Origin of the sequence: Microbacterium sp. NFH-22A-Y, from assembly GCF_021401375.1 — a bacterium.
Taxonomy (GTDB): Bacteria; Actinomycetota; Actinomycetes; order Actinomycetales; family Microbacteriaceae; genus Microbacterium; species Microbacterium hominis.
In genome coordinates this window covers 828,540-853,002 of the sequence record NZ_JACBGF010000002.1, presented here as the reverse complement: position 1 = coordinate 853,002, position 24,463 = coordinate 828,540, and the positions used below count along the sequence as shown (strand labels likewise).

The window sequence follows — 24,463 nt, the reverse complement described above, 5'->3', positions numbered from 1 at the left end:
TCACTCCTTGATATAGGGCTTGCCGGATGCCGCGGGCCCGCGGATCTGACCGGCGAAGCCGGCGACCGCGAGGATCGTCACGACGTAGGGCAGCATGAGCATGAACTCGCTGGGGATCGGTGTCTTCAGGATCGTCAGCAGGTTCTGCAGGTTGGTCGCGAAGCCGAACAGCAGTGCGGCGAGGGTCGCGCGGATCGGGTCCCAGCGACCGAAGATGACCGCCGCGAGGGCGATGAATCCGAGTCCGGCGGTCATGTCCTTGCCGAACTGCGGCACCGAGACGAGCGTGAAGTACGCGCCGCCGATGCCGGCGATCGCGCCGGCCAGCGACACGTTCCAGAACCGGGACGTGTTCACCTTGATGCCGACCGTGTCGGCCGCCTGCGGGTGCTCGCCCACCGCGCGCAGGCGCAGGCCCCACCGCGTGCGGTAGAGGCCCCAGGCCACGAGCGGCACCGTCACGAACATGAGGTACACGATGAAGGTCTGGTTGAACAGCACCGGGCCGAGGATCGGGATCTCGCTCAGCACCGGGATCTGGATGCGGCCGAAGCGCTCGGGGGTGTTGAGCTGCTGCTCGTTGGGAGCCAGCAGCGCGCCGTACAGGAAGCCGGTCAGACCGGTCACGAGGACGTTCAGCACGACACCGACGATGACCTGGTCGACGAGGTACTTGATCGCGAACGCCGCGAGCACGAACGAGACGAGCACGCCTCCGACCATGGCCCCGAGCAGCCCGATGAACGGGTTGTGCGTGATGCTGGAGAGCACGGCGGCCGAGAACGCGCCGAGCAGCAGCTGCCCTTCGATCGCGACGTTGACCACGCCCACGCGTTCGCCGATCACACCGCCGAGCGCACCGAAGACGAGGGGCACCGAGAGCGAGACGGCGCCGAACAGCAGGCTCGAGACGGGCACGAACCCGTCGGCGGCGGCCCACACCAGGAACGCCACGACGCCGAGGACGCCGAACGCGATCGTCAGCCACAGGGACGGACGCCGGTAGGTCCATGCCCGCCAGGCCGCACCGAGGGTCAGCACGATCAGCACGGCCCACAGCGCCCAGGCGGTCGGCGCGGTGGGGACGCCCACGTCGGGCAGGCCGAAGGACTGCGACGGGTCGCCGAGGCGGAAGGTCGAGATGCCGTCGCGCGGCGCCAGGCCGAACAGCGCCGCCAGCAGCACGACGATCACCGCGAGGACGATGGGCGCCTTGAAGTGGCGCTCCCGGACGACGGCCAGCTGGATGGTGCCGTCGCTCTGCTCGATCTGGGCTGCCGGTGTCGAGGCGCTCATGCGGCCACCGCCTTCTTCGCGGCCTTCGCTCGCGCTTTGGCCGCCTTCTCTGCGTCGGTCTTGGGAAGGAAGAACACGGCGCGCAGCAGCGGCGGCGCCGCGATGAACAGCACGATCAGCGACTGCACGACGAGCACGATGTCCACGGGGATGCCCTGGGCCTGCATCGAGAAGGATCCCGCCTTGAGTGCGCCGAAGAGGATGCCGGCGGCCAGCGTCCCCCACGCGCGGCTGCGCCCGAGGAGGGCGACGGTGATCGCGTCGAAGCCGATGCCGGCGTCGATCGTCGCGCCGAAGCCCGTGGTGACGGTGCCCTGGACCTGGTTCATGGCGGCGAGTCCGGCCAGACCGCCCGCGAAGAGCATCGCGTAGATGTAGAGGCGGTCCACGCTCATGCCCGCGGCCCGGGCGGCGCGCGGGTTCTCGCCGACGGCGCGCAGCCGCAGGCCGAGGCTCGAGCGCTCGATGAGCCACCACACGAACACGGTGGCCGCGAGCACCACGACGAAGCCCCAGTCCAGCTGCGGGAAGAGCGGGCCGAGGAGGTCGGGGAACTGCGCGGAGGCGGGCGTGGGCCTCGTCTGCGGCTGGTTGGTGCCGGGCGCCTGCAGCAGCCCGGGCGTGCGCGTCATCCAGAGCAGGAGGTAGAACGCGACGTAGTTGAGCATGATCGTGAGGATCACCTCGTGCGCCCCGGTCTTGGCCTTCAGCAGGCCCACGAGGCCGCCCCAGAGCGCACCGCCGACGATGCCGGCGAGCAGCGTGAGGGGAAGGTGCAGCCACATCGGCAGATCGAGGTTGAAGGCGAACAGGCCGGCGAAGATCGCACCGACGAGCATCTGACCGCGTGCGCCGATGTTGAACAGTCCCGCACGGAAGGCGAGAGCGACGCCGAGGCCGGCCGCGATGAGCGGCGTCGCGAACCCGAGCGAGTTGGTCAGGGGGCGGATCTGCGCCGCGAAGTCGGCACCGCGGGCGTTGAACACGGCACCGCGGAAGAGCGCCTCGTAGCCGTTGTAGACGGACTGCCAGATCGCGACGAGGGTGTCGCCGGGCCGCGCGAAGAAGTAGGAGGATGCCGCCTGCACGTCCTTGTTGGTCACGGCGATGAGGATGCCGCCGACGATCATGGCGAGCACGATGGCCAGGAAGGTCGTCACCGCGCTGCCGCGCAGCAGCTCCTTGAGGAAGACTCCCGACCGCGTCGGCGGGAACTCCTCGCCCTCGCGGGGTGCGGGCTCGCCGGTCAGCGGGCCGGTCGCGCGGGGCAGCTCGGCGTCGCCGTGCGGCGCGCCCGTGCCGTCGTTGATGGGCGTCGATCCGCTCATGCGGCCACCTCCGGGTCGTGTGCTCCGGCCATCATGAGACCGAGGGTGTCGCGGGGCGTGTCACCGGGGACGACGCCGACGATCGTGCCGCGATACATCACGGCGATGCGGTCGGCGAGCGCGCTGACCTCGTCCAGCTCGGTGGAGACGACGATGACGGGGATGCCGGAATCGCGCGTCTCGATGATGCGACGGTGGATGAACTCGATCGAGCCGACGTCGACACCGCGGGTCGGCTGGGCGACGACGAGCAGGCGGAGCTCGCGGCTCATCTCGCGGGCGATGACGACCTTCTGCTGGTTTCCGCCCGAGAGGGTGCCGGCGAGGGTGTCCGGTCCCTGCGTGCGGATGTCGTACTCCTGGATGCGGTCGCGGGCGAACGCGTCGATCGCGCCCCGGCGCAGCGTGCCGGCGGCGGCGAAGGCCGACTCCGCGGAGCGGTCCAGGATGAGGTTCTCGGCGACGGAGAACCCGCCGACGAGGCCGTCCTCCTTGCGGTCTTCGGGGACGAACCCGACGCCTTCGTCGAGGATCGCACGGACGTTCTTGCCGACGAGTTCGGTGCCGTCGAGGCTGATGGAGCCCTCGACGCGGGCGGCCAGCCCGACGATCGCCTCGACGAGCTCGGTCTGCCCGTTGCCCTGGACGCCGGCGACGGCGAGCACCTCACCGGGACGCACCTCGAGGTCGACGTCGTCGACGACGATCGCACCGGATGCCGTGAGCACGCGCAGCCCGCGCACGCTCAGCCCGCCCTCGCGCGTCTGCGGCGCCTCCTTGTGCACGGTCAGCTCGACGGCGCGCCCGACCATGAGGGAGGCGAGCTCGGCGTTCGTCGCGGTGGGCGACGCCTCGCCGACGACCTTGCCGAGGCGGATGACGGTGATGCGGTCCGCCACTTCGCGGACCTCACGCAGCTTGTGGGTGATGAAGACGATGGAGGTGCCCTCGTCGCGCAGCTGGCGCATGATCGCCATCAGCTCGTCGGTCTCCTGGGGAGTCAGCACGGCGGTCGGCTCGTCGAACACGAGCACCTTCGCGTCGCGCGAGAGCGCTTTGATGATCTCGACGCGCTGCTGCACGCCGACGGGGAGGTCGCCCACGAGGGCGTCGGGGTCGATCTCGAAGCCGAAGCGCTGCGCGACGCTGCGCACGTGCGCACGGGCGGCGTTGAGGTCGAGGCGGCCGAAGGCCTTGGTGTCCTCGTGGCCGAGCATGACGTTCTCGGCGACGGTGAAGACGGGGATGAGCATGAAGTGCTGGTGGACCATGCCGATGCCCGCGGCCATGGCGTCGCCGGGGCCGCGGAAGTGCTGCGCCTGGTCGTCGAGGAGGATCTCACCCTCGTCGGCGCGATAGAGGCCGTACAGCACGTTCATGAGCGTGGACTTCCCGGCGCCGTTCTCGCCGAGGAGCGCGTGGATCTCCCCGGATTCGACCACGAGATCGATGTGGTCGTTGGCGACGAGGCTGCCGAATCTCTTCGTGATCCCGCGGAGCTCGAGCTTCATAGATGCACCCTACCTGGGTCGGAATTTCTGGCGGAAGGCGGACGAACGGAACTCGGGGCGAGCAGCTTGCGGCTGCTCGCCCCGAGTGCGTCCGCGTCAGATCAGGAGCCGGCGGGCGAGTTCTTCGACTCGACCTTGATGGTCCCCGCGATGATGTCGTCCTGGAGCTTGGTCAGCTCGTCGGTGAGACCGGCCGGCAGCTTCGACTCGAAGTCGTGGAAGCTCGAGAGCTTCACGCCCTCGTTCTTCAGCGTGCCGACGTAGGGGGTCGGGTCGAACTCGCCCTTGGAAGCCGCGATCGTCGCGTCGTACACGGCGACGTCGATGGCCTTCATGATCGAGACGAGGGTGACCGAGGCGACGTTCGGGTCGGCGACGGCGAGGTCGCTGTCGACGCCGAGCATCAGGGTGTCCTTGCCGCTGTCGGCGATCGCCGCCGCTGCGCTCTTGTAGATGGGTCCGCCGACGGGGAGGATGACGTCGACGCCCTGGTCGAGAACGCCCTGCGCGGTCTGCTTGGCCGTGTCGTTGGCGTCGAAGGCCCCGGTGAACGAGCCCTTCTGCTCAGCGCTGTCCCAACCGACGACCTGGACGTTGGCGCTCTTGTCCTCGTTGTACTTCTTCACGCCCTGCTCGTAGCCGTCCATGAAGACCGCGACGGAGGGGATCTGCATGCCGCCGAAGGTGCCGACCTTGTTCACGCCGGCCTGCGCCGACCATGCCGCGGCGGCGTAGCCGCCCAGGTAGGCCGCCTCGGCGGTGTTGAAGACGAGGGGCTTGATGTTCGGGGCGTCCGTCTTGCCGTCGAAGTCGGTGTCGGCGTAGTCGTCGATGATCGCGAAGTCCAGCGTCGGGTTCGCCTTGGCGGCCTCGACCGTGGCGGCGGCGAGCTTGAAGCCGACCGAGATGATCAGGGTGCAGCCCTCGGAGATGGCGGTCGCCATGTTCGGCGCGTAGTCGTTGTCGTTGGTCGACTCGAACTCGACGGCCTGGATGCCGAGCTCGCCGACGGCCTTGTCCATGCCGTTCTTGGCGGACTCGTTGAACGACTTGTCGTCCCAACCGCCCGCGTCCGAGACCAGGCAGGGCTTGAAACCGTCGACGACGGTGCCGCCCGCGGCTCCCGTCCCGGTGCTCGCGGCGTCAGGGGCCGAGCCGCAGCCGGCGAGGGCGATGATGAGCCCCGCGGCAGCTGTGATGCCGGCGAGCTTCTTGGTGGTCGAGATGGTCAATGCAGCCTCCACATTGATAGACCCACGGATTTCGCGGGCGCACGGATCGAAGTTACCTACTGTGACGTGGGATTTGCACGCTGCACACCCGGGTGCGGGCGAAAGGTTACAAAGACGCAATCAAGCGGACACGCAGGCGGCATCCTGCCCGTCGCCGCGACTCAGAGGACGTCGCCGCGACCCGTCAGCTTCAACGCATCGACGACGCCCTTGACGCGCTGGGCGTGCTCGCTGGTGGTCACCAGGAGCGCGTCCGGGGTGTCGACGACGACGATGTCCTTCACGCCGATGAGGCTGATGACGCGGTTGGTGTGGCTGACGACGATGCCGCTCGCGGCATCCGAGAGGATACGGGCGTTCTCGCCGAGGATCGCCAGATCGTTCTTGCGTCCCCCGCTGTTGAGCTTCGCGAGGCTGGCGAAGTCGCCGACGTCGTCCCAGTCGAAGTGCCCCGGCACGACGGCCAGCCGCCCTTTCTCGGCCGCCGGCTCCGCCACGACGTAGTCGATCGCGATCTTGGGCAGCTTCGGCCAGATCCGGTCGACGGCGGGTCCCCGCCGCTCGCGGTCGTCCCATGCCTCGGCCAGCTCGAGCAGTCCCGCGTGCAGCTCGGGGTTGTTGGCCGCGATCTCGGCGAGCAGCACATCGGCGCGCGAGATGAACATGCCCGCGTTCCAGAGGTAGTCGCGGTCGGCGAGGTACTTCTTCGCCGTCTCGAGGTCGGGCTTCTCCACGAAGCGCTCGACGAGCGACGCGTCTCGCGCCCCGTCGACGATCAGCTCACCGCCGCGCTTGATGTAGCCGAACCCCACGGCGGGCTCCGAGGGGGCGATTCCGACGGTGCAGATGTAGCCCTCGCGCGCGACCTCGACGGCGTCGCGGACCGCGAACTCGAACACGCGCGTGCCGCGGATCACGTGGTCGGCGGCGAACGAGCCGATGATCACGTCGGGCTCTCGGCGGTGGAGGATCGCCGCGGCCAGGCCGATCGCGGCCGCCGAGTCGCGCGGCTCGGACTCGAGGAAGACGTTGTGGTCGGGGATGCCGGGAAGCTGCTCCTCCACCGCGGCGCGATGCGCGCGCCCCGTGACGACCGCGATGCGGTCGGCACCGGACAGCGGCGCAAGGCGGTCCCACGTGTCGCGCAGCAGCGAGTGGCCCGACCCGGTGAGGTCGTGCAGGAACTTGGGCGCATCCGCGCGGGAGAGGGGCCACAGGCGGCTGCCGACACCCCCCGCGGGGATCACGGCGTAGAAGTCGTCGATCGGATCGGCCATGCAGACAGGCTAGCCGTCGGCGGGTGACGCACCCGTTTCCGAAAGAAGGCGGTTTCATTCCGGTTCTCTCGATATCGAGAGAACTTAGGGTCGCCTTCCTCGCCCATGTCTCGAACGCCGACCTAGGATATGAGTGCGCCCGTGTGCGACGCCGAGGGTCCAGTGCCGTTGTGAACCCCGGGGCCGAAGTCCTGCCCCCGCCGTACCGAGGTGTCCGTTCACACCAAGGGAGGACGACCGTGTCTGCACCAGCACGCGTCACACCGTCGGTAGCACAGACCACGTCCAAGACGCCGCGCGGAACGCTCTACCGCGGCAACGAGGGCATGTGGTCCTGGGTTCTGCACCGCATCACCGGCGTCGCCATCTTCTTCTTCCTGCTCGTGCACGTGCTCGACACCGCGCTGATCCGCCTCTCCCCCGAGGCGTACGACGCGGTCATCGGCACGTACAAGAACCCGATCATGGGCTTCGGCGAGGTCGCCCTCGTCGCGGCGATCGTCTACCACGCCTTCAACGGCCTGCGCATCATCGCGGTCGACCTGTGGCCGTGGGCGACCCGTCACCAGCGTCAGCTGTGGTGGGGCGTGCTGGGCCTGTGGGTCGTGACCGTGGGCGGCTTCGCCGCACGCCACATCCCCATCGTGCTCTCGAACATCGGAGGCGGTCACTGATGTCCACCCTCACCCCGAGCGACGAGCAGGCCATCCCGGCGCCGCGCACCCCTCAGGTGCGCAAGAAGGGCGCGAACCTGGAGAAGGCCGGCTGGATCTACATGCGCGTGTCCGGCGTGCTGCTGGTCGTGCTCATCTTCGGCCACCTCTTCGTCAACCTGATGCTGGGCGAAGGCATCCACGGCATCGACTTCGCGTTCGTGGCGGGCAAGTTCGCGAGCCCGTTCTGGCAGGTCTGGGACGTGCTGATGCTGTGGCTCGCCCTCATCCACGGCGCGAACGGCATGCGCACGATCGTCAACGACTACGTCGTCGGCGCCACCACCCGCAAGGTGCTCGTCTGGGCGCTCTGGGTCGCCGCAGGGTTCCTGATCCTGCTCGGCACCCTCGTCGTGTTCACCTTCGACCCGTGCCTGGGCGTGGAGAACTCGACGACGGACTGGCTCATCCAGATGTGCGCCGCACGCTGACACCGCACAAGACGACGCAGAAGACAAGGCATCCCTGACGTGACTACCCAGCATCCCGAGGCCGTCCTGAAGGACGGCGTGTACTACCACGAGTTCGACATCGTCATCGTGGGCGCCGGCGGCGCCGGCATGCGCGCCGCGATCGAGGCCGGGCCCGGCGCCCGCACCGCCGTCATCACCAAGCTGTACCCGACCCGCTCGCACACCGGTGCGGCCCAGGGCGGCATGGCGGCGGCGCTCGCGAACGTCGAAGAGGACTCCTGGGAGTGGCACACCTTCGACACCGTCAAGGGCGGCGACTACCTCGTCGACCAGGATGCCGCGGAGATCCTCGCCCGCGAGGCCATCGACGCCGTCATCGACCTCGAGAACATGGGCCTGCCGTTCAACCGCACCCCCGAGGGCAAGATCGACCAGCGCCGCTTCGGCGGGCACACGGCCGACCACGGCAAGACCCCGGTCCGCCGCGCGTGCTACGCCGCCGACCGCACCGGACACATGATCCTGCAGACGCTGTTCCAGAACTGCGTGCGGCTCGGCATCAACTTCTTCAACGAGTACTACGCGCTCGACCTGATCACGGTGAAGGATGCCGACGGCAACACCCAGGTCGCCGGCGTCGTCGCCTACGAGCTGGCCACCGGCGACCTGCACGTCTTCCACTCCAAGGCCGTCATCTTCGCCACGGGCGGTTTCGGCAAGATCTACAAGACGACCTCCAACGCGCACACCCTCACCGGCGACGGCGTGGGCATCGTGTGGCGCAAGGGCCTGCCGCTGGAGGACATCGAGTTCTTCCAGTTCCACCCGACCGGTCTCGCGGGTCTCGGCATCCTGCTCACCGAGGGCGCCCGCGGCGAGGGCGCGATCCTGCGCAACGCCTCCGGCGAGCGGTTCATGGAGCGCTACGCGCCGACCATCAAGGACCTCGCCCCGCGTGACATCGTCGCCCGCTGCATGGTCAAGGAGGTGCTCGAAGGCCGCGGCGCCGGTCCCCACAAGGACTACGTGTACCTGGACTGCACCCACCTCGGGGCCGAGGTGCTGGAGACCAAGCTGCCCGACATCACCGAGTTCGCGCGCACCTACCTGGGCGTCGACCCCGTCACCGAGCCGGTGCCGGTCATGCCGACGGCCCACTACGCGATGGGCGGCATCCCGACCAACAACAACGGCGAGGTGCTGCAGGACAACGACACCGTCGTGCCCGGCCTCTACGCCGCCGGCGAGTGCGCGTGCGTGTCGGTGCACGGCGCCAACCGCCTGGGCACCAACTCGCTGCTCGACATCAACGTCTTCGGCAAGCGCAGCGGCCGCAACGCCGTCGAGTACGTGCAGACGGCCGACTTCGTGCCGCTGCCCGAGGACCCGGCCAAGGAGGTCCGCGAGATGCTCGAGGGCCTGCGCGCGAACGAGGGCACCGAGCGCGTCGCGGTGCTGCGCAAGAAGCTGCAGGAGGAGATGGACGCCAACGCCCAGGTCTTCCGCACCGAGGAGACCCTCACCAACGTGATGGGCACCATCCACGACCTGCGCCAGCGCTTCAAGAACGTGCACATCGACGACAAGGGCAAGCGCTTCAACACCGACCTGCTCGAGGCCGTCGAGCTCGGCTTCCTGCTCGACCTCGCCGAGATCGTCGCGTACGCCGCCCGCAACCGCCGCGAGAGCCGCGGCGGCCACATGCGCGAGGACTACCCCGACCGCAACGACGAGCAGTACATGCAGCACACGATGGCCTACCTCACGGGCGACCCGCACTCCCCCGACCCCGAGGACCACATCAAGCTCGACTGGAAGCCCGTCGTGTTCACGAAGAACGACAAGGGCGAGTTGAACTACCCCCCGATGGAGAGGAAGTACTGATGACGACCGCCATCGTCGAACAGGACGTCGTCGCCGAGACGACCGGTGAGGCTCCGATCCAGTCGTACCTCGTCACCTTCATCATCCGTCGCTTCGACCCCGAGACCGACAGCGAGCCGCGCTGGGTCGACTACGACGTCGAGATGTACCCCACCGACCGGGTGCTCGACGCGCTGCACAAGATCAAGTGGGAGGTCGACGGCTCGCTCACCTTCCGCCGCTCGTGCGCGCACGGCATCTGCGGCTCCGACGCCATGCGCATCAACGGCCGCAACCGTCTGGCCTGCAAGACGCTGATCAAGGACCTCGACATCTCGAAGCCGATCTACGTCGAGGCGATCAAGGGCCTGCCGCTGGAGAAGGACCTCGTCGTCGACATGGAGCCGTTCTTCGCGTCGTACCGCGAGGTGCAGCCGTTCCTCATCGCCAACAGCAAGCCCGAGGCCGGCAAGGAGCGCATCCAGTCGATCGTCGACCGCGAGATCTTCGACGACACCACCAAGTGCATCCTCTGCGCCGCGTGCACGTCGTCGTGTCCCGTGTTCTGGACCGACGGGCAGTACTTCGGCCCGGCCGCGATCGTCAACGCGCACCGCTTCATCTTCGACTCGCGCGACGACGCGGCCGATGTGCGCCTGGACATCCTCAACGACAAGGAAGGCGTCTGGCGCTGCCGTACGACCTTCAACTGCACCGAGGCGTGCCCCCGCGGCATCGAGGTCACCAAGGCCATAGCCGAGGTCAAGCAGGCCGTGCTGCGCGGCGGGCGCTGAGACGACCACGGATGCCGGGTCCCGCGCCCCGGCGGGGGCCACGGCATCCACGATCGCTAATCTGAACGAGTGACGGATTCGTCGGAACGCGCGGACGCCGTGTGGCGCGCGCGCTGGGAGCAGTCGCCGCTGCGCGAGCGGCTGGACGAGCCGATCGAGCGCGCGACGAAGATCACGCGCAAGACCCTCGCGTGGTTCCCGATCCGCGTGTGGCGCCACTTCCTGAGGGCGAACGGGTTCCTGCTGGCGGCGGCGATCAGCTACCAGTCGCTGTTCGCGATCTTCGCGGTGATCTACTTCGGCTTCGCGATCGTCGGCATCTGGCTCGGCGGCAGCGAGCAGGCGATCGACGGCCTCATCCAGATCGTCAACCTGTACATCCCCGGACTCATCGGCGCGCAGGACGGGCAGGGCCTGGTCAGCGAGGCGGACGTCGCGCAGATCGCCCAGGAGTCGGCGAGCGTGCTCGCCATCACCGGTGCGGTCGCCTTCGTCGCCGCCCTGTGGACGGCGATCGGGTTCGTCACCTTCACCCGCCGCGCGGTGCGCGACATCTTCGGCCTCCCGTTCGACACCCGCAGCTACGTGCTGCTGAAGGCGCGCGACTTCCTGGCCGCCGCCCTGTTCGGTCTGGCCCTCGTCGTCGGCGCGGTGCTGGCCACCATCGCGGCCGGGGCGATCGAACTGCTCTTCCGGCTGTTCGACTGGCCCGACTACTCGGGGTGGGTGTGGGGCACCGGCCGGGTCGCCTCGGCGGCGGTCGCCTTCGCGATCAACACCGCGGCGATCGCCGCCCTCATCCGCTTCCTGACCGGGACGTCGCTGCGGTGGCGGCTCATCGCCCCCGGCGCCGCGCTCGGCGGCGCCGCGATGGTCGTGCTGCAGTACGGCGCCGGCATCCTCCTGTCGTACTCCCCCTCCAACCCGCTGCTGGCCACGTTCTCCGTGTTCGTCGGCTTCCTGCTGTGGTTCCGCCTCGTGGGGATCGTGATCCTCGTCGCCGCCTCGTGGGTGGCCCTCACGGCCCAGGACGCCGACGTCCCGATCGAGCAGCTCAGCGAGGACGAGCAGCGCCGCCGCGAGCACGCCGCACTCCTCCTCGCGGCCCGCATCCGCGTGCGCGACGCGCATCTGGCGCGCGGCGAGGCGCCCTGGTGGGGCCGGTGGAGCGCCACCCGCGAGCTGCGGCGCGCCGAGGACGACCTCGCCCGCATCGAGGCGGACACACCGCCGCCGCGGCGCGGGCTGCTGCTGGACTGACCCCGACGTCGCCCGAGCCGGCCGTGTCGGAGACGCTGGTTAGGGTGGTCTGGTGCCTCGAAACCTCCGCGTCGCCTCGGTCAACGTCAACGGCATCCGTGCCGCCGCCCGCAAGGGGATGCGTCCCTGGCTCGAGTCCGCCGGCGTCGACGTGCTCACCCTGCAGGAGGTGCGCGGTGAGGCCGCACACCTGGCCGAGGCGCTGCCGGGCTGGCACGTCGTCAACGACGAGGCGCTGGCGAAGGGCCGCGCCGGGGTCGCGATCGCGGCGCGCGAGCCCATCGACGTCTGGCGCGTCGAGCTCGGAGACGAGGCCCTCGACTCACGGGGCCGCTGGGTGGAGGCCGACATCGACGTGGACGGCGAGCGCCTCACGGTCGTGAGCGCGTACGTCCACACCGGCGAGGCCGACACCGAGAAGCAAGTCGCCAAGTACGCCTTCCTCGACGCGATGGAGGCGCGGATGCCGCGGCTCGGCGCGCTCGCACTGATCACCGGCGACCTCAACGTCGGTCACCGCGAGCTCGACATCCGCAATTGGCGCGGCAACGTGAAGAAGGCGGGCTTCCTGCCGCGGGAGCGCGCGTACTTCGACCGGTTCCTCGGCCCGGCCGGTGCCGAGGTCGCCTGCATCGACGGGACCACCGGCACCGGCCTGGGCTGGGTCGACGTCGGCCGCCGCTGGGCGGGCGAGGTCGACGGACCGTACTCCTGGTGGTCGAACCGGGGGAAGGCGTTCGACACCGACACCGGATGGCGCATCGACTACCACCTCGCCAGCCCGGCGCTCGCGGAGCGGGTGGTCGACTACCGCGTGGTGCGCGCCCCCTCCTGGGACACCCGGTGGAGCGATCACGCGCCCGTCATCGCCGACTACTCGTTCTGACGACGCCGCGGCGGCGGTCGCGGGCGGGCGGGGACCCGGCATCCGTTCTCTAGACTTGGACGATGACCAGGCCCCGCCTCTACTCCGGAATGCAGCCCTCCGCCGACTCCCTTCAGCTCGGCAACTACATCGGGGCTCTCCTGCAGTGGCGTGACCTGCAGGAGGCGTACGAGGCGTTCTTCTCGGTCGTCGACCTCCACGCGCTCACCCAGCCGAACGACCCGGCGGAGCTGCGCGAGAAGACCCGCCGCACGGCGGCGCAGTACATCGCGGCCGGCATCGAGCCGTCGAAGTCGACCCTCTACGTGCAGTCGCACGTGCGGGCGCACGCCGAGCTCGCCTGGGTGCTGTCGACGATCACCGGCTTCGGCGAGGCCGGCCGCATGACGCAGTTCAAGGACAAGTCCGCCCGGTACGGCGCCGATCAGACGAATGTCGGCCTGTTCACCTATCCGGTGCTGATGGCGGCCGACATCCTGCTCTACCAGACCGACATCGTGCCGGTCGGCGACGACCAGAAGCAGCACGTCGAGCTCACCCGCGACCTCGCCGAGCGCTTCAACGGCCGGTACGGCGAGACGTTCCGGGTGCCGATGCCGGTGATCCAGAAGGACACCGCCCGCATCTACGACCTGCAGAACCCGACGTCGAAGATGAGCAAGTCCGCCGAGTCCGACGCGGGTGTGCTGTGGATGCTGGACGACCCAGCCGTGTCGGCGAAGAAGATCATGCGCGCCGTCACCGACAGCGAGGGCGCGGTGCGCTACGACAAGGAGAACAAGCCCGGCGTCTCGAACCTGCTCGTGATCTACGCGGCCCTGACCGGTCGCCAGATCCCGTCGATCGAGGACGAGTACGCGGGCCGCGGCTACGGCGACTTCAAGAAGGGTCTCGCCGAGGTGGTCGTGAACGAGTTCGGGCCGGTGCGCCGGCGCGCGCTCGAGCTGCTCGACGACCCGGCGGAGCTGGATCGCGTGCTCGCCGCCAACGCCGACCGCGCCGCGGAGGTCGCCGACGCGACCCTCGCGGACGTCTACGCCAAGGTCGGGCTGCTGCGCCGCGGCTGACCCCCTCCCCCCGACCCCGCCCCGCGAGCGGGCGTCGCGGGCTGGGTGCCGGTGTGGTCTGCACAACTCCGCCTGCGCGGTCACTGTGAGGGCTCGACCCCTTCCGGCGCCCCCGCTCAGGCGGAGTTGCGCCGGGACGCGGCCGCTGGTCGTCCACCCTGCACGAGGGCGCGCAGCGCGGTGTACACCTCGTCGGGACGGTACAGGATCTGCGCTGCCGTCAGGCGGAGGGTGAGGTAGCCGCGGGCGGCGAGCGCGAGATCCCGTTCGCGGTCCTTGACCTGCTGACGCCAGTCCGAGTGGAACTCCCTGCTGTCGCACTCTATGACGAGCCATCCGTCGACGAGGAGATCCACGAAGCCCACCCCGCGGAAGTAGACCTGCGGGACGGCGCGCGCACCCATCTTCCAGAGCATCACGCGGACCAGACTCTCGGTGCCCGCCTGCGCGCGACCGTCGAGACGCCGGCGCAGCGTGCGATACCGCCTCGGCAGGTGCGAGAACAGCGCATCGAGGTCACTGCGACGGATCAGTCCCTTGTTGAGGGCGGAGTCCAGGGTCGCGACGGCATAGCGCGGGGGCTGGCAGAGCACGGCGTGGACCAGCGCGTCGAAGACACCCACGCACACGGTGTCGGCGTCCTCCGGACGTGCCAGCGGCATCCAGTGAAGACGCAACCCACGGCGGTCGGCCCGCTGCGGCAGCGGGCGCCGACGATCGTCGGGGGCTCGCAGTCGGCTGGCTCCGCGGGTGACGTGCACATGGAGCGCGTCGTTGGCGAACACGAAGACGCCGCGCGTCGCCAGCGCGCTGAGACAGGTGAGACGTCCACCGACGCGCACCGCCTCGACGGCGGCCGCCGGAGCCGTTGCCGGGAGATAGTGATCACGGCGGGCACGGACGATCTGGCCGCGTCGCACGGCTTCCGCGATGCGGTGTCGGGTCATTCCCCTCTCCAGGAGCTCGCGTGCGGAGAGACAGACGACCTGATCCATGCCGCAATGCTGACCAGCCTCCGGCGGCTCGCGCCCGCTGCGGAAGAACTCCTGGGCATCCGGGCGACAGGGCCGCGCTGTGGAGGATGCGGCACTCATCCGCACGACTCCATCGGAACCGACGGCGGGTGACCCCTGAGCAGCCCAACGGGCGACTCCGGCGGAGTCATGCAGGGCGGGGGCCCGGGGAGGGGGCGGGATAGGCTCGCTGCATGCAACCGGTGACGCTGAGGACGCAGCGGCTCGAGCTCTCGATCCCGACGGACGGCGATGTCGACGCGATCTTCGCCGCCTGCCAGGACGAGCTGATCCAGCGGTTCACCACCGTCCCCTCGCCGTACGAGCGCTCGCACGCCGAGGGGTTCGTCCGCAAGGCCGCGGGGTGGTGGGATGCCGGGACGGAGGCGACCTGGGCCGTGCGCCATGACGGACGACTCGTCGGCATGATCGGGCTGCACCGTCTGGCCGCGGGCTCCGGCGAGCTGGGCTACTGGATGACCGCGGACGCGCGTGGACGGGGGCTCGTGGTCGAGGCCGCCCGCGCGGTGCTCGACTGGGGTTTCTCGCCCGACGGCCTCGGACTCGTCCGCATCGAGTGGCGCGCCGTGGCGGAGAACCCCGCATCGCACCGCGTCGCGCAACGTCTCGGGTTCCGGTACGAAGGGCGTCAGCGCTCGGCGCTGGTCAACGGCGCGGGGATCCGCAGCGACGGCCTCGTGGCGGGTCTGCTCGCCGGTGACGATCGGGCGCCCCAGGCCTGGCCGGCATCCCCCTGACGCCGCGTCCGGGGGCCGTGGCAGGATGAGGTCATGCCCGAGATGCCGGAGGTGCAAGGTCTCGTCGACTTCCTCGGCACCCGCGCGTCCGGGCGCACCGTCGTCAAGATCACGGTCGCGAACATCGCGGCCCTGAAGACCTACGATCCGCCGATCGACGCCCTCGTGGGAACGACGATCTCCGGCGCGACACGGCGCGGGAAGTTCGTCGATCTCGCGACGGATGCCGGCAGCCATCTCATCTTCCACCTTGCGAAAGCGGGCTGGCTGCGCTGGTACGACGCCGTGCCCGACACGGTGATCCGCCCCGGCAAGACGCCCATCGCGCTGCGCGTCCGCCTCGGCGACGGGTCGGGCTTCGACCTCACCGAAGCCGGCACCAAGAAGTCCCTCGCGGTCTACGCGGCGCGCGAGCCCGCCGACGTCCCCGGCATCGCGCGCCTGGGACCGGACCCGCTCGCCCCCGACTTCACGCGCGACACGCTCGCCTCCCTGCTGGCGGGCCGGCGCACCCAGATCAAAGGGGTGCTGCGCGACCAGTCGATCGTCGCGGGTATCGGCAACGCCTACTCGGACGAGATCCTCCACGCCGCGCGCATGTCGCCGTACGCGCTGGCGGCGAGTCTCACCGACACGGATGTGGACCGCCTCTACGACGCGATGCGCACGACATTGACGGATGCCGTGGCCACCGCATCCGGCAAGCCTCCGGCCGACCTCAAGGATGCGAAGCGACGCGGCATGGCCGTGCACGGCCGCCGCGGCGAGGCCTGCCCGGTGTGCGGTGACGAGGTGCGCAGCGTCTTCTTCGCCGACAACTCGCTCGAGTACTGCCCCACGTGCCAGACGGGTGGCAAGCTGCTGGCCGATCGGCGGCTGTCGCGACTGCTGAAGTGACGCGACGTCCGGGAACGCGAGCGCCGTAGCGGCGGGGCCGGTGCGGTCGCCGCGCGCTCAGCGCGCCGCCGCCGGCTGCCAGGCCGGATCGGCGGCGTGGACCGCGGCGAGCGCGCGATCGACCTCGGCCGCCTGCGCGGCGGCATCCCACCCCATGACCGGTGCGATCGCGTCGGCGATCTCGACGGCGACGGTCCGGTCGGCGCGGCCCCGGAAGGCGAGATCGGTGCGACGCAGGAGCACGTCCTCGAGGTGCACGACCAGTTCGGTGCGGGCGAGGTGACGCAACTCGTCGCGCGTGTAGTCCGGCGCCGTCCGCAGGGGGACGTCGTCGGCGCCCGTCGCGGCGATGACCTCCGCGGCGATCGTGCCGTAGCGATCGAGGAGGACGGCGACGCGCGCCGGGTCCACCGCGCCGGCGTGCGCCAGCACCCACTGTCGGCGGGCGCGCTCGGACGTCGGATAGCCGACGCCGCCGCCGATGGCGAGCCCCTTCGTCGTTCGTGTCCGCGGGCGGGCGAGCACCTCCAGCACCCGGTCGGTGAGGTGGGCGGCCGAGGCGCGGAAGGTGGTCCATTTGCCGCCCACGAGACTGAGGACGGTCGGCGCGTCGCTGCCGGGCATCCGCTCGGCCTCGATCCGGTAGTCGCGCGACACGAAACCGGGGGCCACGTCGCCGTGTCCGGGCAACGGGCGCACGCCGGCGAAGCGGTGCACGATCTGCGAGCGATCGACGGCGATCGTGGGGAAGACGTGGCCGATCAACTCGAAGAAGTAGTCGATCTCGTCGTCGGTGCAGACGATCGGCGCGCCCATGTCGTGCTCGAGGTCGGTCGTGCCCACGAGCACGCGTCCCTTCAACGGGTAGATGAGCACGATGCGGCCGTCGGAGTGCTCGAAGAACAGTTCGCGGCCGGCGGTCGCCTCGAGCAGTTCCTCGTTGTCCAGCACGATGTGCGAGCCCTTGGTCCCGCCCATGTCATGCGTGTCGTCGCCGAGGGCGCGGTTGGTGAGGTCGGTCCACGGTCCCGACGCGTTCACGATGACGGATGCCGAGAACACGAACTCCGCTCCGGAATCGGCGTCGCGGAGCACCACCTTGCCGTCGTCGTGTCCGACGGCGGCCGTGTAGGTCGCGACGCGCGCCCGGTCGTCCGCCGCTCCGGCGCGCAGCCCGTCGCGCAGGACGTCGACCGCGAGCCGCTCCGGGTCGTGGAGGGAGGCGTCCCAATACGTCGCGGTGTAGCGGGTGGCGGGGTTGAGCCGCGGCAGCTGCCGAAGCGAGGCGGACCGGCCGTGGAACGCGTGGCGCGGCACCGCGCCTCCCCCGAAGAGTCCGCCGCCGCGGGAGAACGAGTCGTAGATCACGAGGCCGATCTTGATGAGCACCGCTCCCCGCTCCCGGCGCTTCCCGGCGCCGTGCCGGAGGAACCGCAACGGAGCCGACAGGACTCCGGAGAAGGTCGAGCCGATCGGGATGGTCGTCTGCAGCGGCCGGACGTAGTGCGCCGCGGTCCGCAGCAGCGCGTTGCGCTCGGTGACGGCCTCGTGGACGAGGCGGAACTCGCCGTTCTCGAGGTAGCGGATGCCGCCGTGGATCATGTGGCTCGAGGCCGCCGACGCTCCCGAGACGACGTCTCCGCGCTCGACGAGAGCCACGTCGACGCCCTGCAGTGCGAGGTCGCGGAAGGTCGCGAGCCCGTTGATGCCGCCGCCGATGATGAGCACGTCGGCGAAGGGGCGCCCACGAAGACGAGCCGCCCCGCGCACATCGTCGCTCCCCTGCGTGCCGCTGGTGTCGTGAGCCATCGTCGCCTCCCCGTCGTGTGTGCCTCCAGGCTAGGCCGCGGGGCGGGGAGATCGCTGGGCGGCCGCGCGGAATCCTCCGACCGACACGGAATGAAATCCGCATCCGCGCGTTGACTAGGATCAAGTGCAAGAAACGTGCTCCGGGGTCGGTGTGAATCCGAACCGGCGGTGACAGTCCGCGAGCCCCCTCTCACCAGGGGGTTGATCCGGTGGGATTCCGGAACCGACGGTGATGTGCGAAGGCCCTGCGGGGCCGAGCGCTAGTCCGGATGGGAGGCAGCACGGACGACGATCCGTACGCGGACGCGTCGTCTGCGGTGTCGAACGCGCCCCCGGAGCCTCAGGTGGAGGACGACGGATGGCAGCGACAGACCGCGACGACACGGTGATCGACCGTGCCATGCGGCGCGCCCTGGAGATCGCACGGCGGGGCCCGCGAGGGGTCAATCCCCAGGTGGGGGCCGTCATCCTCTCTCCCGACGGACAAGTGCTCGCCGAGGGCTGGCATCGCGGGGCGGGCACGGCTCACGCCGAGGTGGACGCGCTCACCCGACTGACCGCACGCTCCGGCGCGGATGCCGCGCGCGGCACCACCGCCGTGGTCACCCTCGAGCCCTGCAATCACACGGGCCGCACGGGCCCGTGCAGCGAGGCGCTCATCGCTGCCGGCGTGGCCCGCGTGGTCTATGCCGTCGACGATCCCGGCGAGCAGTCCTCGGGGGGTGCGCAGCGGCTGCGCGCCGCGGGCGTCGAGGTGATCCGCGGCGTCGGCGGGGACGAGGGCGAAGCGCTGCTCGACTCGTGGTTGACGGTGCAGCGCCTCGGCCGACCGCACGTGACGCTCAAGTGGGCACAGTCCCTCGACGGGCGCGCGGCGGCCGCCGACGGCACGAGCCAGTGGATCACCGGTGCGCAGGCGCGGGCCGACGTGCACCGCCGCCGGAGCGTCGCCGATGCGATCCTCGTCGGCACGGGCACGCTGCTCGCCGACGACCCCGCGCTGACGGCACGCCGGCCCGACGGCACGCTCTACGACGACCAGCCGCGACCCGTGGTCGTCGGCACGCGCGCCACGCCCCTGGATGCCCGCGTCCGGCGGCATCCGCGCCCGTTCATGCAGGACGAGGGCGATGACCTCGCCGACCTGCTCGACCGGCTCCGCGAGCTGGGCGCGCACCGCGTCTTCGTCGAGGGCGGACCGACCCTGGCGTCGTCGTTCGTCCGCGAGGGGCTCGTCGACGAGCTGCTCGTCTACATCGCGCCCACGCTGATCGGCGGACCGCGGCTCGCGGTCGGCGACATCGGCGTCGCGACGATCACGGGGCAGCGCCGGCTGGCCACGGCATCCGTCGAACGGCTCGGCGACGACCTGCTCATCGTCGGGCATCTGCGCTCCGCGCACGAGGCCCACACCGCGACCACGGAGGAAGAGGACTGATGTTCACCGGAATCATCGAAGAGCGCGGCGAGATCGTCGCGGTGGAACCGTCGGGCGACGGCGTGCGGATGACCGTGCGAGCGCCGCTGTCGGTGTCCGACGCCGGCCACGGCGACTCGATCGCGGTCAGCGGCGTGTGCCTGACCGTCGTCGACCAGGGCGACGACTGGTTCACGGCCGATGTCATGCGCCAGAGCCTCGACATGGCGACGCTGGGCGCTTTCGGCCCGGGAACCCGTGTCAACCTCGAACGCGCCATGGCCGCGCACGGGCGCCTCGGCGGACACATCGTGCAGGGGCACGTCGACGGCACCGGGACGGTGCTCGAGGTGCGGCCGGGTGCCGAGTGGCGCGTCATCCGCATCTCGCTGCCCGCGGAGCTCGCCCCGCTCGTCGTCGACAAGGGGTCGATCGCGGTCGACGGCGTCTCGCTCACGGTGTCGAACGCCTCGGATGCCGCGGCCTCCGAGGCCTGGTTCGAAGTGTCGCTCATCCCCGAGACGCTCGAGGCGACGACGCTCGGCGACCGGGTGGCCGGCGACCGCGTCAACCTCGAGACCGACATCCTGGCGCGTCACGTCCAGCGCCTCCTCGCTTTCACCCCGACCTCTCCCGAGAACACGAACGAAGGGGGCTCACGATGAGCCTGTCGACCATCCCCGAAGCCCTCGATGCCCTCCGCGCGGGGCGGCCGGTCATCGTCGCCGATGACGAGAACCGCGAGAACGAGGGCGACATCATCCTGTCGGCGCAGCTCGCGACGCCCGAATGGCTGGCATGGACCATCCGCTGGTCGAGCGGGTTCATCTGCGCGCCGATGCCCGCCGAGTGGGCGGACCGTCTCGACCTGCCGCCGATGGTCGCGGTCAACGAGGACGCCCGCGGGACCGCCTACACGGTCAGCGTCGACGCCGCCGACCGTGTCTCGACCGGGATCAGCGCCACCGACCGCTCGCACACCCTCAACGTGCTCGCCGACCCGGCATCCGTGCCGTCGTCGGTGATCCGACCGGGGCACATCCTGCCGCTGCGCGCCGTCGACGGCGGCGTGCGCGAGCGGGCCGGCCACACCGAGGCCGGGGTCGAGCTCATGCGCCTCGCGGGCCTGCAGCCGGTCGCCGCGATCGGCGAGGTGGTCGCTGAGGACGGGTCGATGATGCGGCTTCCGGGTCTGCTCGAGATGGGCGCTCGCGAAGGCGTGCCCGTCATCACGATCGAGCAGCTCATCGGCTACCTCGACGAGGTCGAGCCCGCGGCCGTCGCGGCGCCCTCTCCCGCGGCGCAGAAGCGCCGGGTGAGCCTGCGCGCCGAGGCGACCGTTCCCACCTCGCACGGCACGTTCCGCTTCCTCGCCTACAAGGATCGCGTCACCGGCACCGACCACATCGCCGTCGTCTCCGGCGACCTCACCGAGGACGCCCCGCTCGTGCGCGTGCACTCGGAGTGCCTGACGGGCGAGGCCTTCGGCTCGCTCAAGTGCGAGTGCGGACCGCAGCTGGACGCGGCGCTGGATCGCATCGAGAAGGACGGCGGGGTCGTCGTCTACATGCGCGGACACGAGGGCCGGGGCATCGGTCTCATCAACAAGCTGCGCGCGTACAGCCTGCAGGAGCGGGGGCTCGACACCGTCGACGCGAACCTGGCTCTGGGACTTCCCGCCGATGCGCGCGACTACGCGGCGGCCGGCGGCATCCTCGCCGATCTGGGCGTGGACCGCATCCGCCTGCTGACGAACAACTCCGACAAGGTCAAGCAGCTGCGCGAGCTCGGACTGGATATCGTCGAGCAGGTGCCGCTGCTGGTCGGCGTCGGCGCCAACAACCACCAGTACCTGGCCACCAAGCGCGATCGCATGGGCCACATCATCAGCGCGGACGAGCTCGACGCGGCTCTCGCGCACAGCACGGAGGAGCACGCATGAGCGGCCACGGAACCCCCCAGACCGCCCCGATCGACGCCACGGGACTGCGGGTCGTCGTCATCGCGGGCCTCTGGCACGACGTCATCACCGACGGCCTCATCGCCGGCGCGGAGCGCGTGCTCTCGGCATCCGGCGCGTCGTGGAGCCTCGAACGCGTCCCCGGCTCGTTCGAGCTGCCCGTCGCGGCGAAGGCGGCGCTGGACGCCGGTGCCGACGCGGTGGTGGCGCTCGGCGTGATCATCCGTGGCGGCACGCCGCACTTCGAGTTCGTCTCGTCCGCGGCCACCGACGGGCTCACCCGCGTCGCCCTCGACACCGGCAAGCCGGTCGGGTTCGGGGTGCTCACCCTGGACGACGAGCAGCAGGGCCTCGACCGCGCGGGTCTTCCCGCGTCGAAGGAGGACAAGGGCGCCGAGGCGGCGGATGCCGCGCTGCGGACGGCCCTGCTGCTGCGGCGCCTGCGCGGCTGACGCGGTGCGCGGGGGAACGCGTTTCGACTCGCTCCGCTCGCTCAACGACCGGGGGTGCGGACCTCTCCCCCCGGTCGTTGAGCGAGGCCCGCAGGGCCGAGTCGAAACGCCCGCAGTCGCCGCGACGGCGGGCACTCCACCGCCGCACCGCCTCGATACCGCCCTCGGCGTAGGCGAGACGTTTCGCGTGACTCCACCCCTGCAGCCGCTTCTCCCAGGCGAACGCGTCCGCGACGCGCGCCATCTCCTCGCTCCAGATCAGCTCCACGGGCAGACGCCGGCGCGTGTACACGGCTCCCTCTCCCGCCGCATGCTGCGCGACGCGCCGATCGAGATCGATCGTGCTGCCCACGTAGAGCGTGCCGTCGGCGCACCGCAGCATGTAGACGAACGGCATCCCGCGACGGTACCGGGGGCCGTGCGGATGCCGGGGGCGTTGTCCACAGCCCGGGAACGCGTTTCGACTCGCTGCGCTCGCTCAACGACCGGGGGTGCACACGTTTCGACTCGCTGTGCTCGCGCGGCGGGCGGGGGGCGCGGATCCGCCCGCCATCAGTTAGGCTGAAGGCATGGAGATCCTGCGTCACGCCGTCGTCCTCGTCCACCTCACCGGTTTCGCGATCCTCTTCGGCGCCTGGGTCGTGGAGGCGGTGGGCCAGCGGCGCATCACGCGACTGATGACGTGGGGCATGGTCATCGCCGCCGTCGCGGGGCTCGCCCTCGCCGCCCCGTGGGGCATCGACCACCCGCTGAACTACACCAAGCTCGGCGTGAAGCTCATCGTGCTGCTCGCGATCGGCGCCGTCCTGGGCATCGGCACCGCGCGCCAGCGCAAGGCGGGCGCGGCGCCGGCGGCCCTGTTCTGGCTCGTCGGCATCCTCACCTTCCTCAACGCGGCCCTGGCCGTGCTCTGGCGCTGACCCGGCGTAGACTCGATGGCCGTGCGCCGGGAACCTGCCGGCGCCCCGGTGCCCCCATCGTCGCGGCGCCCGCCGCACACACCCCTGCCCCGGACGCCCACCACCGGCGCGTCCCACGAGGACCTTCGACACCCCATCGATAGGTAGCTCACTCCGCATGTCCGCAGCCACCGCGGCCCCCGCCGCACCCGCCAACTCCCGCGCCCGCGTCATCACCGCGAGCCTCGTCGGCACCACCATCGAGTTCTACGACTTCTACGTCTACGCGACCGCCGCGGTGCTCGTGTTCCCGGTGCTCTTCTTCCCGACCGGTGACGAGACCACGGCCCTGCTGTCGTCGTTCGCCGTCTTCGGCGCCGCGATGATCGCCCGCCCGATCGGCGCCGTCGTCTTCGGTCACTTCGGCGACCGCTTCGGCCGCAAGGCCACGCTCGTCGCGTCTCTGCTCACGATGGGCATCGCGACCTTCCTCATCGGATGCCTGCCCACCTATGCCGGCATCGGTTGGTGGGCGGCCTTCCTGCTGCTGATCCTGCGCCTCTTCCAGGGCTTCGCCCTCGGCGGCGAGTGGTCGGGCGCCGCCCTCGTGGCCACCGAGAACGCCCCGAAGGGCAAGCGCGCGTGGTACGGCACGTTCCCGCAGCTGGGCGCCCCCATCGGCTTCATCATCGCCAACACCCTGTTCCTCGTGATCAACTTCGCCCTCCCCCACCCCGACGGCCCCCTGCAGCGCTCGGATGCCTTCCTCTCCTGGGGCTGGCGCGTGCCGTTCCTGTTCTCGGCGGTGATGGTGATCATCGGTCTCTGGGTGCGTCTGAAGCTCGTGGAGTCGACGACGTTCACCGCGGCCGAGAAGAAGGGCGCGATCCGCCGGTTCCCGCTGGGCGAGGTCGTCCGCGGGCACGGGAAGAACCTGGTCCTCGGCACGTTCATCATGCTCGCCACCTACGTGCTCTTCTATCTGATGACGAGCTTCACCCTCGCCTACGGCACGACGGCCGCCGACGCCCCCGTCCCCGGGCTCGGCTTCGGCTACACCGACTTCGTGATCATGCAGATCATCGGTGTCGTGTTCTTCGGCGTCTTCACGCTGCTGTCGGGTCCCATCGCGGATGCCGTGGGGCGGCGGAAACTCCTCATCTGGGTGACCGCGCTGATCGGTGTGCTCGGACTCACCTTCAACGTGTTCCTCCTCCCGGCCGTCGACCCGAAGTTCACCGGCGCGCTCGTGCAGGCCTTCCTCGTGTTCGGCTTCATGCTGATGGGGGCCACCTTCGGGCCGATGGGCGCCGTGCTGCCGGAGCTCTTCCCGACCAACGTCCGCTACACCGGCTCGGCGATCGCCTACAACGTCTCGTCGATCCTCGGCGCGGCCATCGCCCCCTCGATCGCTCTCGGCCTCTGGGCCGCGGCCGGCGGCGAGCCGTGGCTGGTCGGCCTGTATCTGTCGGGTTCCGCGGTACTCACCCTCATCGCCCTGGTGCTGTCCCGTGAGACCAAGGACGTCGACTACGAGACGAACATCGGCCTGGGCGAGACCGGCTCGCTCTGAGCCTTCGGCGACGACCGGCGGATGCCGCGGCCCGGGGGGACCGCG

Annotated in this window: 22 protein-coding genes, 1 pseudogene and 1 riboswitch; of the genes and pseudogenes, 15 read left to right on the top strand and 8 right to left on the bottom strand. The window is 70.3% G+C overall.

Annotated elements, in window-relative coordinates:
• The 5 genes from L0965_RS09795 to L0965_RS09775 all read right to left on the bottom strand — a co-directional run bounded on the left by L0965_RS09795 (nt 1) and on the right by L0965_RS09775 (nt 6,644).
• Entirely contained in the window at nt 1-1,296 is a 1,296-nt protein-coding gene (locus tag L0965_RS09795) for an ABC transporter permease (RefSeq protein ID WP_060960986.1), read from the bottom strand.
• On the bottom strand, nt 1,293-2,624 hold the full coding sequence (locus L0965_RS09790; protein WP_101306744.1) for an ABC transporter permease: 1,332 nt from the start codon (nt 2,622-2,624) through the stop codon (nt 1,293-1,295). Before L0965_RS09790 ends, L0965_RS09795 begins: the two co-directional genes overlap by 4 nt.
• A complete protein-coding gene (locus tag L0965_RS09785) occupies nt 2,621-4,135 on the bottom strand; it encodes an ABC transporter ATP-binding protein (RefSeq protein WP_060960988.1) in 1,515 nt (504 codons plus the stop codon). Before L0965_RS09785 ends, L0965_RS09790 begins: the two co-directional genes overlap by 4 nt.
• A 101-nt stretch (nt 4,136-4,236) precedes the next feature.
• Complete coding sequence (locus L0965_RS09780; RefSeq protein WP_101306745.1) at nt 4,237-5,367, bottom strand: BMP family protein; 1,131 nt, start codon at nt 5,365-5,367, stop codon at nt 4,237-4,239.
• Nucleotides 5,368-5,528: 161 nt separating this feature from the next.
• Nucleotides 5,529-6,644: a mannose-1-phosphate guanylyltransferase gene (locus tag L0965_RS09775; RefSeq protein WP_060960990.1), complete on the bottom strand. Its 1,116-nt coding sequence runs from the start codon at nt 6,642-6,644 to the stop codon at nt 5,529-5,531.
• A 239-nt stretch (nt 6,645-6,883) separates the two neighbouring features.
• Between L0965_RS09775 and sdhC the strand changes: the two genes are divergently transcribed.
• The 7 genes from sdhC to trpS all read left to right on the top strand — a co-directional run bounded on the left by sdhC (nt 6,884) and on the right by trpS (nt 13,640).
• Nucleotides 6,884-7,318, top strand: a complete 435-nt coding sequence (gene sdhC, locus L0965_RS09770) for a succinate dehydrogenase, cytochrome b556 subunit (protein WP_005048122.1) — start codon at nt 6,884-6,886, stop codon at nt 7,316-7,318.
• A complete protein-coding gene (locus L0965_RS09765; RefSeq protein WP_060960991.1) occupies nt 7,318-7,788 on the top strand; it encodes a succinate dehydrogenase hydrophobic membrane anchor subunit in 471 nt (156 codons plus the stop codon). Before sdhC ends, L0965_RS09765 begins: the two co-directional genes overlap by 1 nt.
• A 39-nt stretch (nt 7,789-7,827) precedes the next feature.
• On the top strand, nt 7,828-9,654 hold the full coding sequence (sdhA, locus tag L0965_RS09760; protein ID WP_101306746.1) for a succinate dehydrogenase flavoprotein subunit: 1,827 nt from the start codon (nt 7,828-7,830) through the stop codon (nt 9,652-9,654).
• The gene (locus L0965_RS09755) at nt 9,654-10,427 is read left to right on the top strand and encodes a succinate dehydrogenase iron-sulfur subunit (RefSeq protein WP_060960993.1); all 774 of its coding nucleotides are present in this window, start codon (nt 9,654-9,656) and stop codon (nt 10,425-10,427) included. The genes sdhA and L0965_RS09755 overlap by 1 nt, the downstream gene beginning before the upstream one ends.
• Before the next feature lie 69 nt (nt 10,428-10,496).
• Entirely contained in the window at nt 10,497-11,687 is a 1,191-nt protein-coding gene (locus L0965_RS09750; RefSeq protein ID WP_060960994.1) for a YihY/virulence factor BrkB family protein, read from the top strand.
• Between the two features lie 52 nt (nt 11,688-11,739).
• On the top strand, nt 11,740-12,573 hold the full coding sequence (locus tag L0965_RS09745; RefSeq protein WP_101306747.1) for an exodeoxyribonuclease III: 834 nt from the start codon (nt 11,740-11,742) through the stop codon (nt 12,571-12,573).
• A gap of 62 nt (nt 12,574-12,635) precedes the next feature.
• Nucleotides 12,636-13,640 carry a tryptophan--tRNA ligase gene (trpS, locus tag L0965_RS09740; protein WP_082734301.1) on the top strand — a complete coding sequence of 335 codons (1,005 nt, stop codon included), beginning with the start codon at nt 12,636-12,638 and terminating at the stop codon, nt 13,638-13,640.
• Between the two features lie 116 nt (nt 13,641-13,756).
• Here the strand turns inward: trpS and L0965_RS09735 are convergent, their stop codons facing one another.
• Nucleotides 13,757-14,587 carry an endonuclease domain-containing protein gene (locus tag L0965_RS09735; protein WP_101306748.1) on the bottom strand — a complete coding sequence of 277 codons (831 nt, stop codon included), beginning with the start codon at nt 14,585-14,587 and terminating at the stop codon, nt 13,757-13,759.
• 260 nt (nt 14,588-14,847) lie between these two features.
• Between L0965_RS09735 and L0965_RS09730 the strand changes: the two genes are divergently transcribed.
• Nucleotides 14,848-15,411 (top strand): GNAT family N-acetyltransferase, encoded by a 564-nt coding sequence (locus L0965_RS09730; RefSeq protein WP_101306749.1) that lies wholly within the window; start codon nt 14,848-14,850, stop codon nt 15,409-15,411.
• Between the two features lie 33 nt (nt 15,412-15,444).
• Complete coding sequence (locus L0965_RS09725; RefSeq protein WP_101306750.1) at nt 15,445-16,308, top strand: Fpg/Nei family DNA glycosylase; 864 nt, start codon at nt 15,445-15,447, stop codon at nt 16,306-16,308.
• A gap of 57 nt (nt 16,309-16,365) precedes the next feature.
• On the opposite strand, the gene L0965_RS09720 is transcribed toward L0965_RS09725, so the two are convergent.
• Nucleotides 16,366-18,117, bottom strand: coding sequence for a glycerol-3-phosphate dehydrogenase/oxidase (locus L0965_RS09720; protein WP_101306751.1), 1,752 nt, complete (start codon nt 18,115-18,117; stop codon nt 16,366-16,368).
• A gap of 131 nt (nt 18,118-18,248) precedes the next feature.
• Nucleotides 18,249-18,404: riboswitch (FMN riboswitch) on the top strand.
• Between the two features lie 71 nt (nt 18,405-18,475).
• Here L0965_RS09720 and ribD point away from each other — a divergent pair.
• Genes ribD through ribH form a run of 4 tightly spaced genes read left to right on the top strand, consistent with a single transcriptional unit; the run spans nt 18,476 to nt 21,946 of the window.
• Complete coding sequence (gene ribD / locus L0965_RS09715) at nt 18,476-19,555, top strand: bifunctional diaminohydroxyphosphoribosylaminopyrimidine deaminase/5-amino-6-(5-phosphoribosylamino)uracil reductase RibD (protein ID WP_061782047.1); 1,080 nt, start codon at nt 18,476-18,478, stop codon at nt 19,553-19,555.
• On the top strand, nt 19,555-20,199 hold the full coding sequence (locus L0965_RS09710) for a riboflavin synthase (protein ID WP_101306752.1): 645 nt from the start codon (nt 19,555-19,557) through the stop codon (nt 20,197-20,199). Before ribD ends, L0965_RS09710 begins: the two co-directional genes overlap by 1 nt.
• A complete protein-coding gene (gene ribA / locus L0965_RS09705) occupies nt 20,196-21,476 on the top strand; it encodes a GTP cyclohydrolase II (protein WP_205283361.1) in 1,281 nt (426 codons plus the stop codon). The genes L0965_RS09710 and ribA overlap by 4 nt, the downstream gene beginning before the upstream one ends.
• On the top strand, nt 21,473-21,946 hold the full coding sequence (ribH, locus tag L0965_RS09700) for a 6,7-dimethyl-8-ribityllumazine synthase (protein WP_101306754.1): 474 nt from the start codon (nt 21,473-21,475) through the stop codon (nt 21,944-21,946). Before ribA ends, ribH begins: the two co-directional genes overlap by 4 nt.
• A 193-nt stretch (nt 21,947-22,139) precedes the next feature.
• Here the strand turns inward: ribH and L0965_RS09695 are convergent.
• Nucleotides 22,140-22,328, bottom strand: a pseudogene (locus L0965_RS09695) (GIY-YIG nuclease family protein); the annotation flags it as partial.
• A 187-nt stretch (nt 22,329-22,515) separates the two neighbouring features.
• Between L0965_RS09695 and L0965_RS09690 the strand changes: the two are divergent.
• Nucleotides 22,516-22,866, top strand: coding sequence for a hypothetical protein (locus L0965_RS09690; RefSeq protein ID WP_060961005.1), 351 nt, complete (start codon nt 22,516-22,518; stop codon nt 22,864-22,866).
• A 157-nt stretch (nt 22,867-23,023) separates the two neighbouring features.
• The gene (locus L0965_RS09685) at nt 23,024-24,418 is read left to right on the top strand and encodes an MFS transporter (RefSeq protein ID WP_101306755.1); all 1,395 of its coding nucleotides are present in this window, start codon (nt 23,024-23,026) and stop codon (nt 24,416-24,418) included.
• Nucleotides 24,419-24,463: the final 45 nt, after the last annotated feature.

What these genes read in the sequence shown, in the direction of transcription:
- L0965_RS09795 (WP_060960986.1), bottom strand. Translation starts at nt 1,296, where the DNA reads ATGAGCGCCTCGACACCGGCAGCCCAGATCGAGCAGAGCGACGGCACC.
- L0965_RS09790 (WP_101306744.1), bottom strand. Translation starts at nt 2,624, where the DNA reads ATGAGCGGATCGACGCCCATCAACGACGGCACGGGCGCGCCGCACGGC.
- L0965_RS09785 (WP_060960988.1), bottom strand. Translation starts at nt 4,135, where the DNA reads ATGAAGCTCGAGCTCCGCGGGATCACGAAGAGATTCGGCAGCCTCGTC.
- L0965_RS09775 (WP_060960990.1), bottom strand. Translation starts at nt 6,644, where the DNA reads ATGGCCGATCCGATCGACGACTTCTACGCCGTGATCCCCGCGGGGGGT.
- L0965_RS09765 (WP_060960991.1), top strand. Translation starts at nt 7,318, where the DNA reads ATGTCCACCCTCACCCCGAGCGACGAGCAGGCCATCCCGGCGCCGCGC.
- L0965_RS09755 (WP_060960993.1), top strand. Translation starts at nt 9,654, where the DNA reads ATGACGACCGCCATCGTCGAACAGGACGTCGTCGCCGAGACGACCGGT.
- trpS (WP_082734301.1), top strand. Translation starts at nt 12,636, where the DNA reads ATGACCAGGCCCCGCCTCTACTCCGGAATGCAGCCCTCCGCCGACTCC.
- L0965_RS09735 (WP_101306748.1), bottom strand. Translation starts at nt 14,587, where the DNA reads ATGACCCGACACCGCATCGCGGAAGCCGTGCGACGCGGCCAGATCGTC.
- L0965_RS09730 (WP_101306749.1), top strand. Translation starts at nt 14,848, where the DNA reads ATGCAACCGGTGACGCTGAGGACGCAGCGGCTCGAGCTCTCGATCCCG.
- L0965_RS09725 (WP_101306750.1), top strand. Translation starts at nt 15,445, where the DNA reads ATGCCCGAGATGCCGGAGGTGCAAGGTCTCGTCGACTTCCTCGGCACC.
- L0965_RS09720 (WP_101306751.1), bottom strand. Translation starts at nt 18,117, where the DNA reads ATGGCTCACGACACCAGCGGCACGCAGGGGAGCGACGATGTGCGCGGG.
- ribD (WP_061782047.1), top strand. Translation starts at nt 18,476, where the DNA reads ATGGCAGCGACAGACCGCGACGACACGGTGATCGACCGTGCCATGCGG.
- L0965_RS09710 (WP_101306752.1), top strand. Translation starts at nt 19,555, where the DNA reads ATGTTCACCGGAATCATCGAAGAGCGCGGCGAGATCGTCGCGGTGGAA.
- ribA (WP_205283361.1), top strand. Translation starts at nt 20,196, where the DNA reads ATGAGCCTGTCGACCATCCCCGAAGCCCTCGATGCCCTCCGCGCGGGG.
- ribH (WP_101306754.1), top strand. Translation starts at nt 21,473, where the DNA reads ATGAGCGGCCACGGAACCCCCCAGACCGCCCCGATCGACGCCACGGGA.
- L0965_RS09690 (WP_060961005.1), top strand. Translation starts at nt 22,516, where the DNA reads ATGGAGATCCTGCGTCACGCCGTCGTCCTCGTCCACCTCACCGGTTTC.
- L0965_RS09685 (WP_101306755.1), top strand. Translation starts at nt 23,024, where the DNA reads ATGTCCGCAGCCACCGCGGCCCCCGCCGCACCCGCCAACTCCCGCGCC.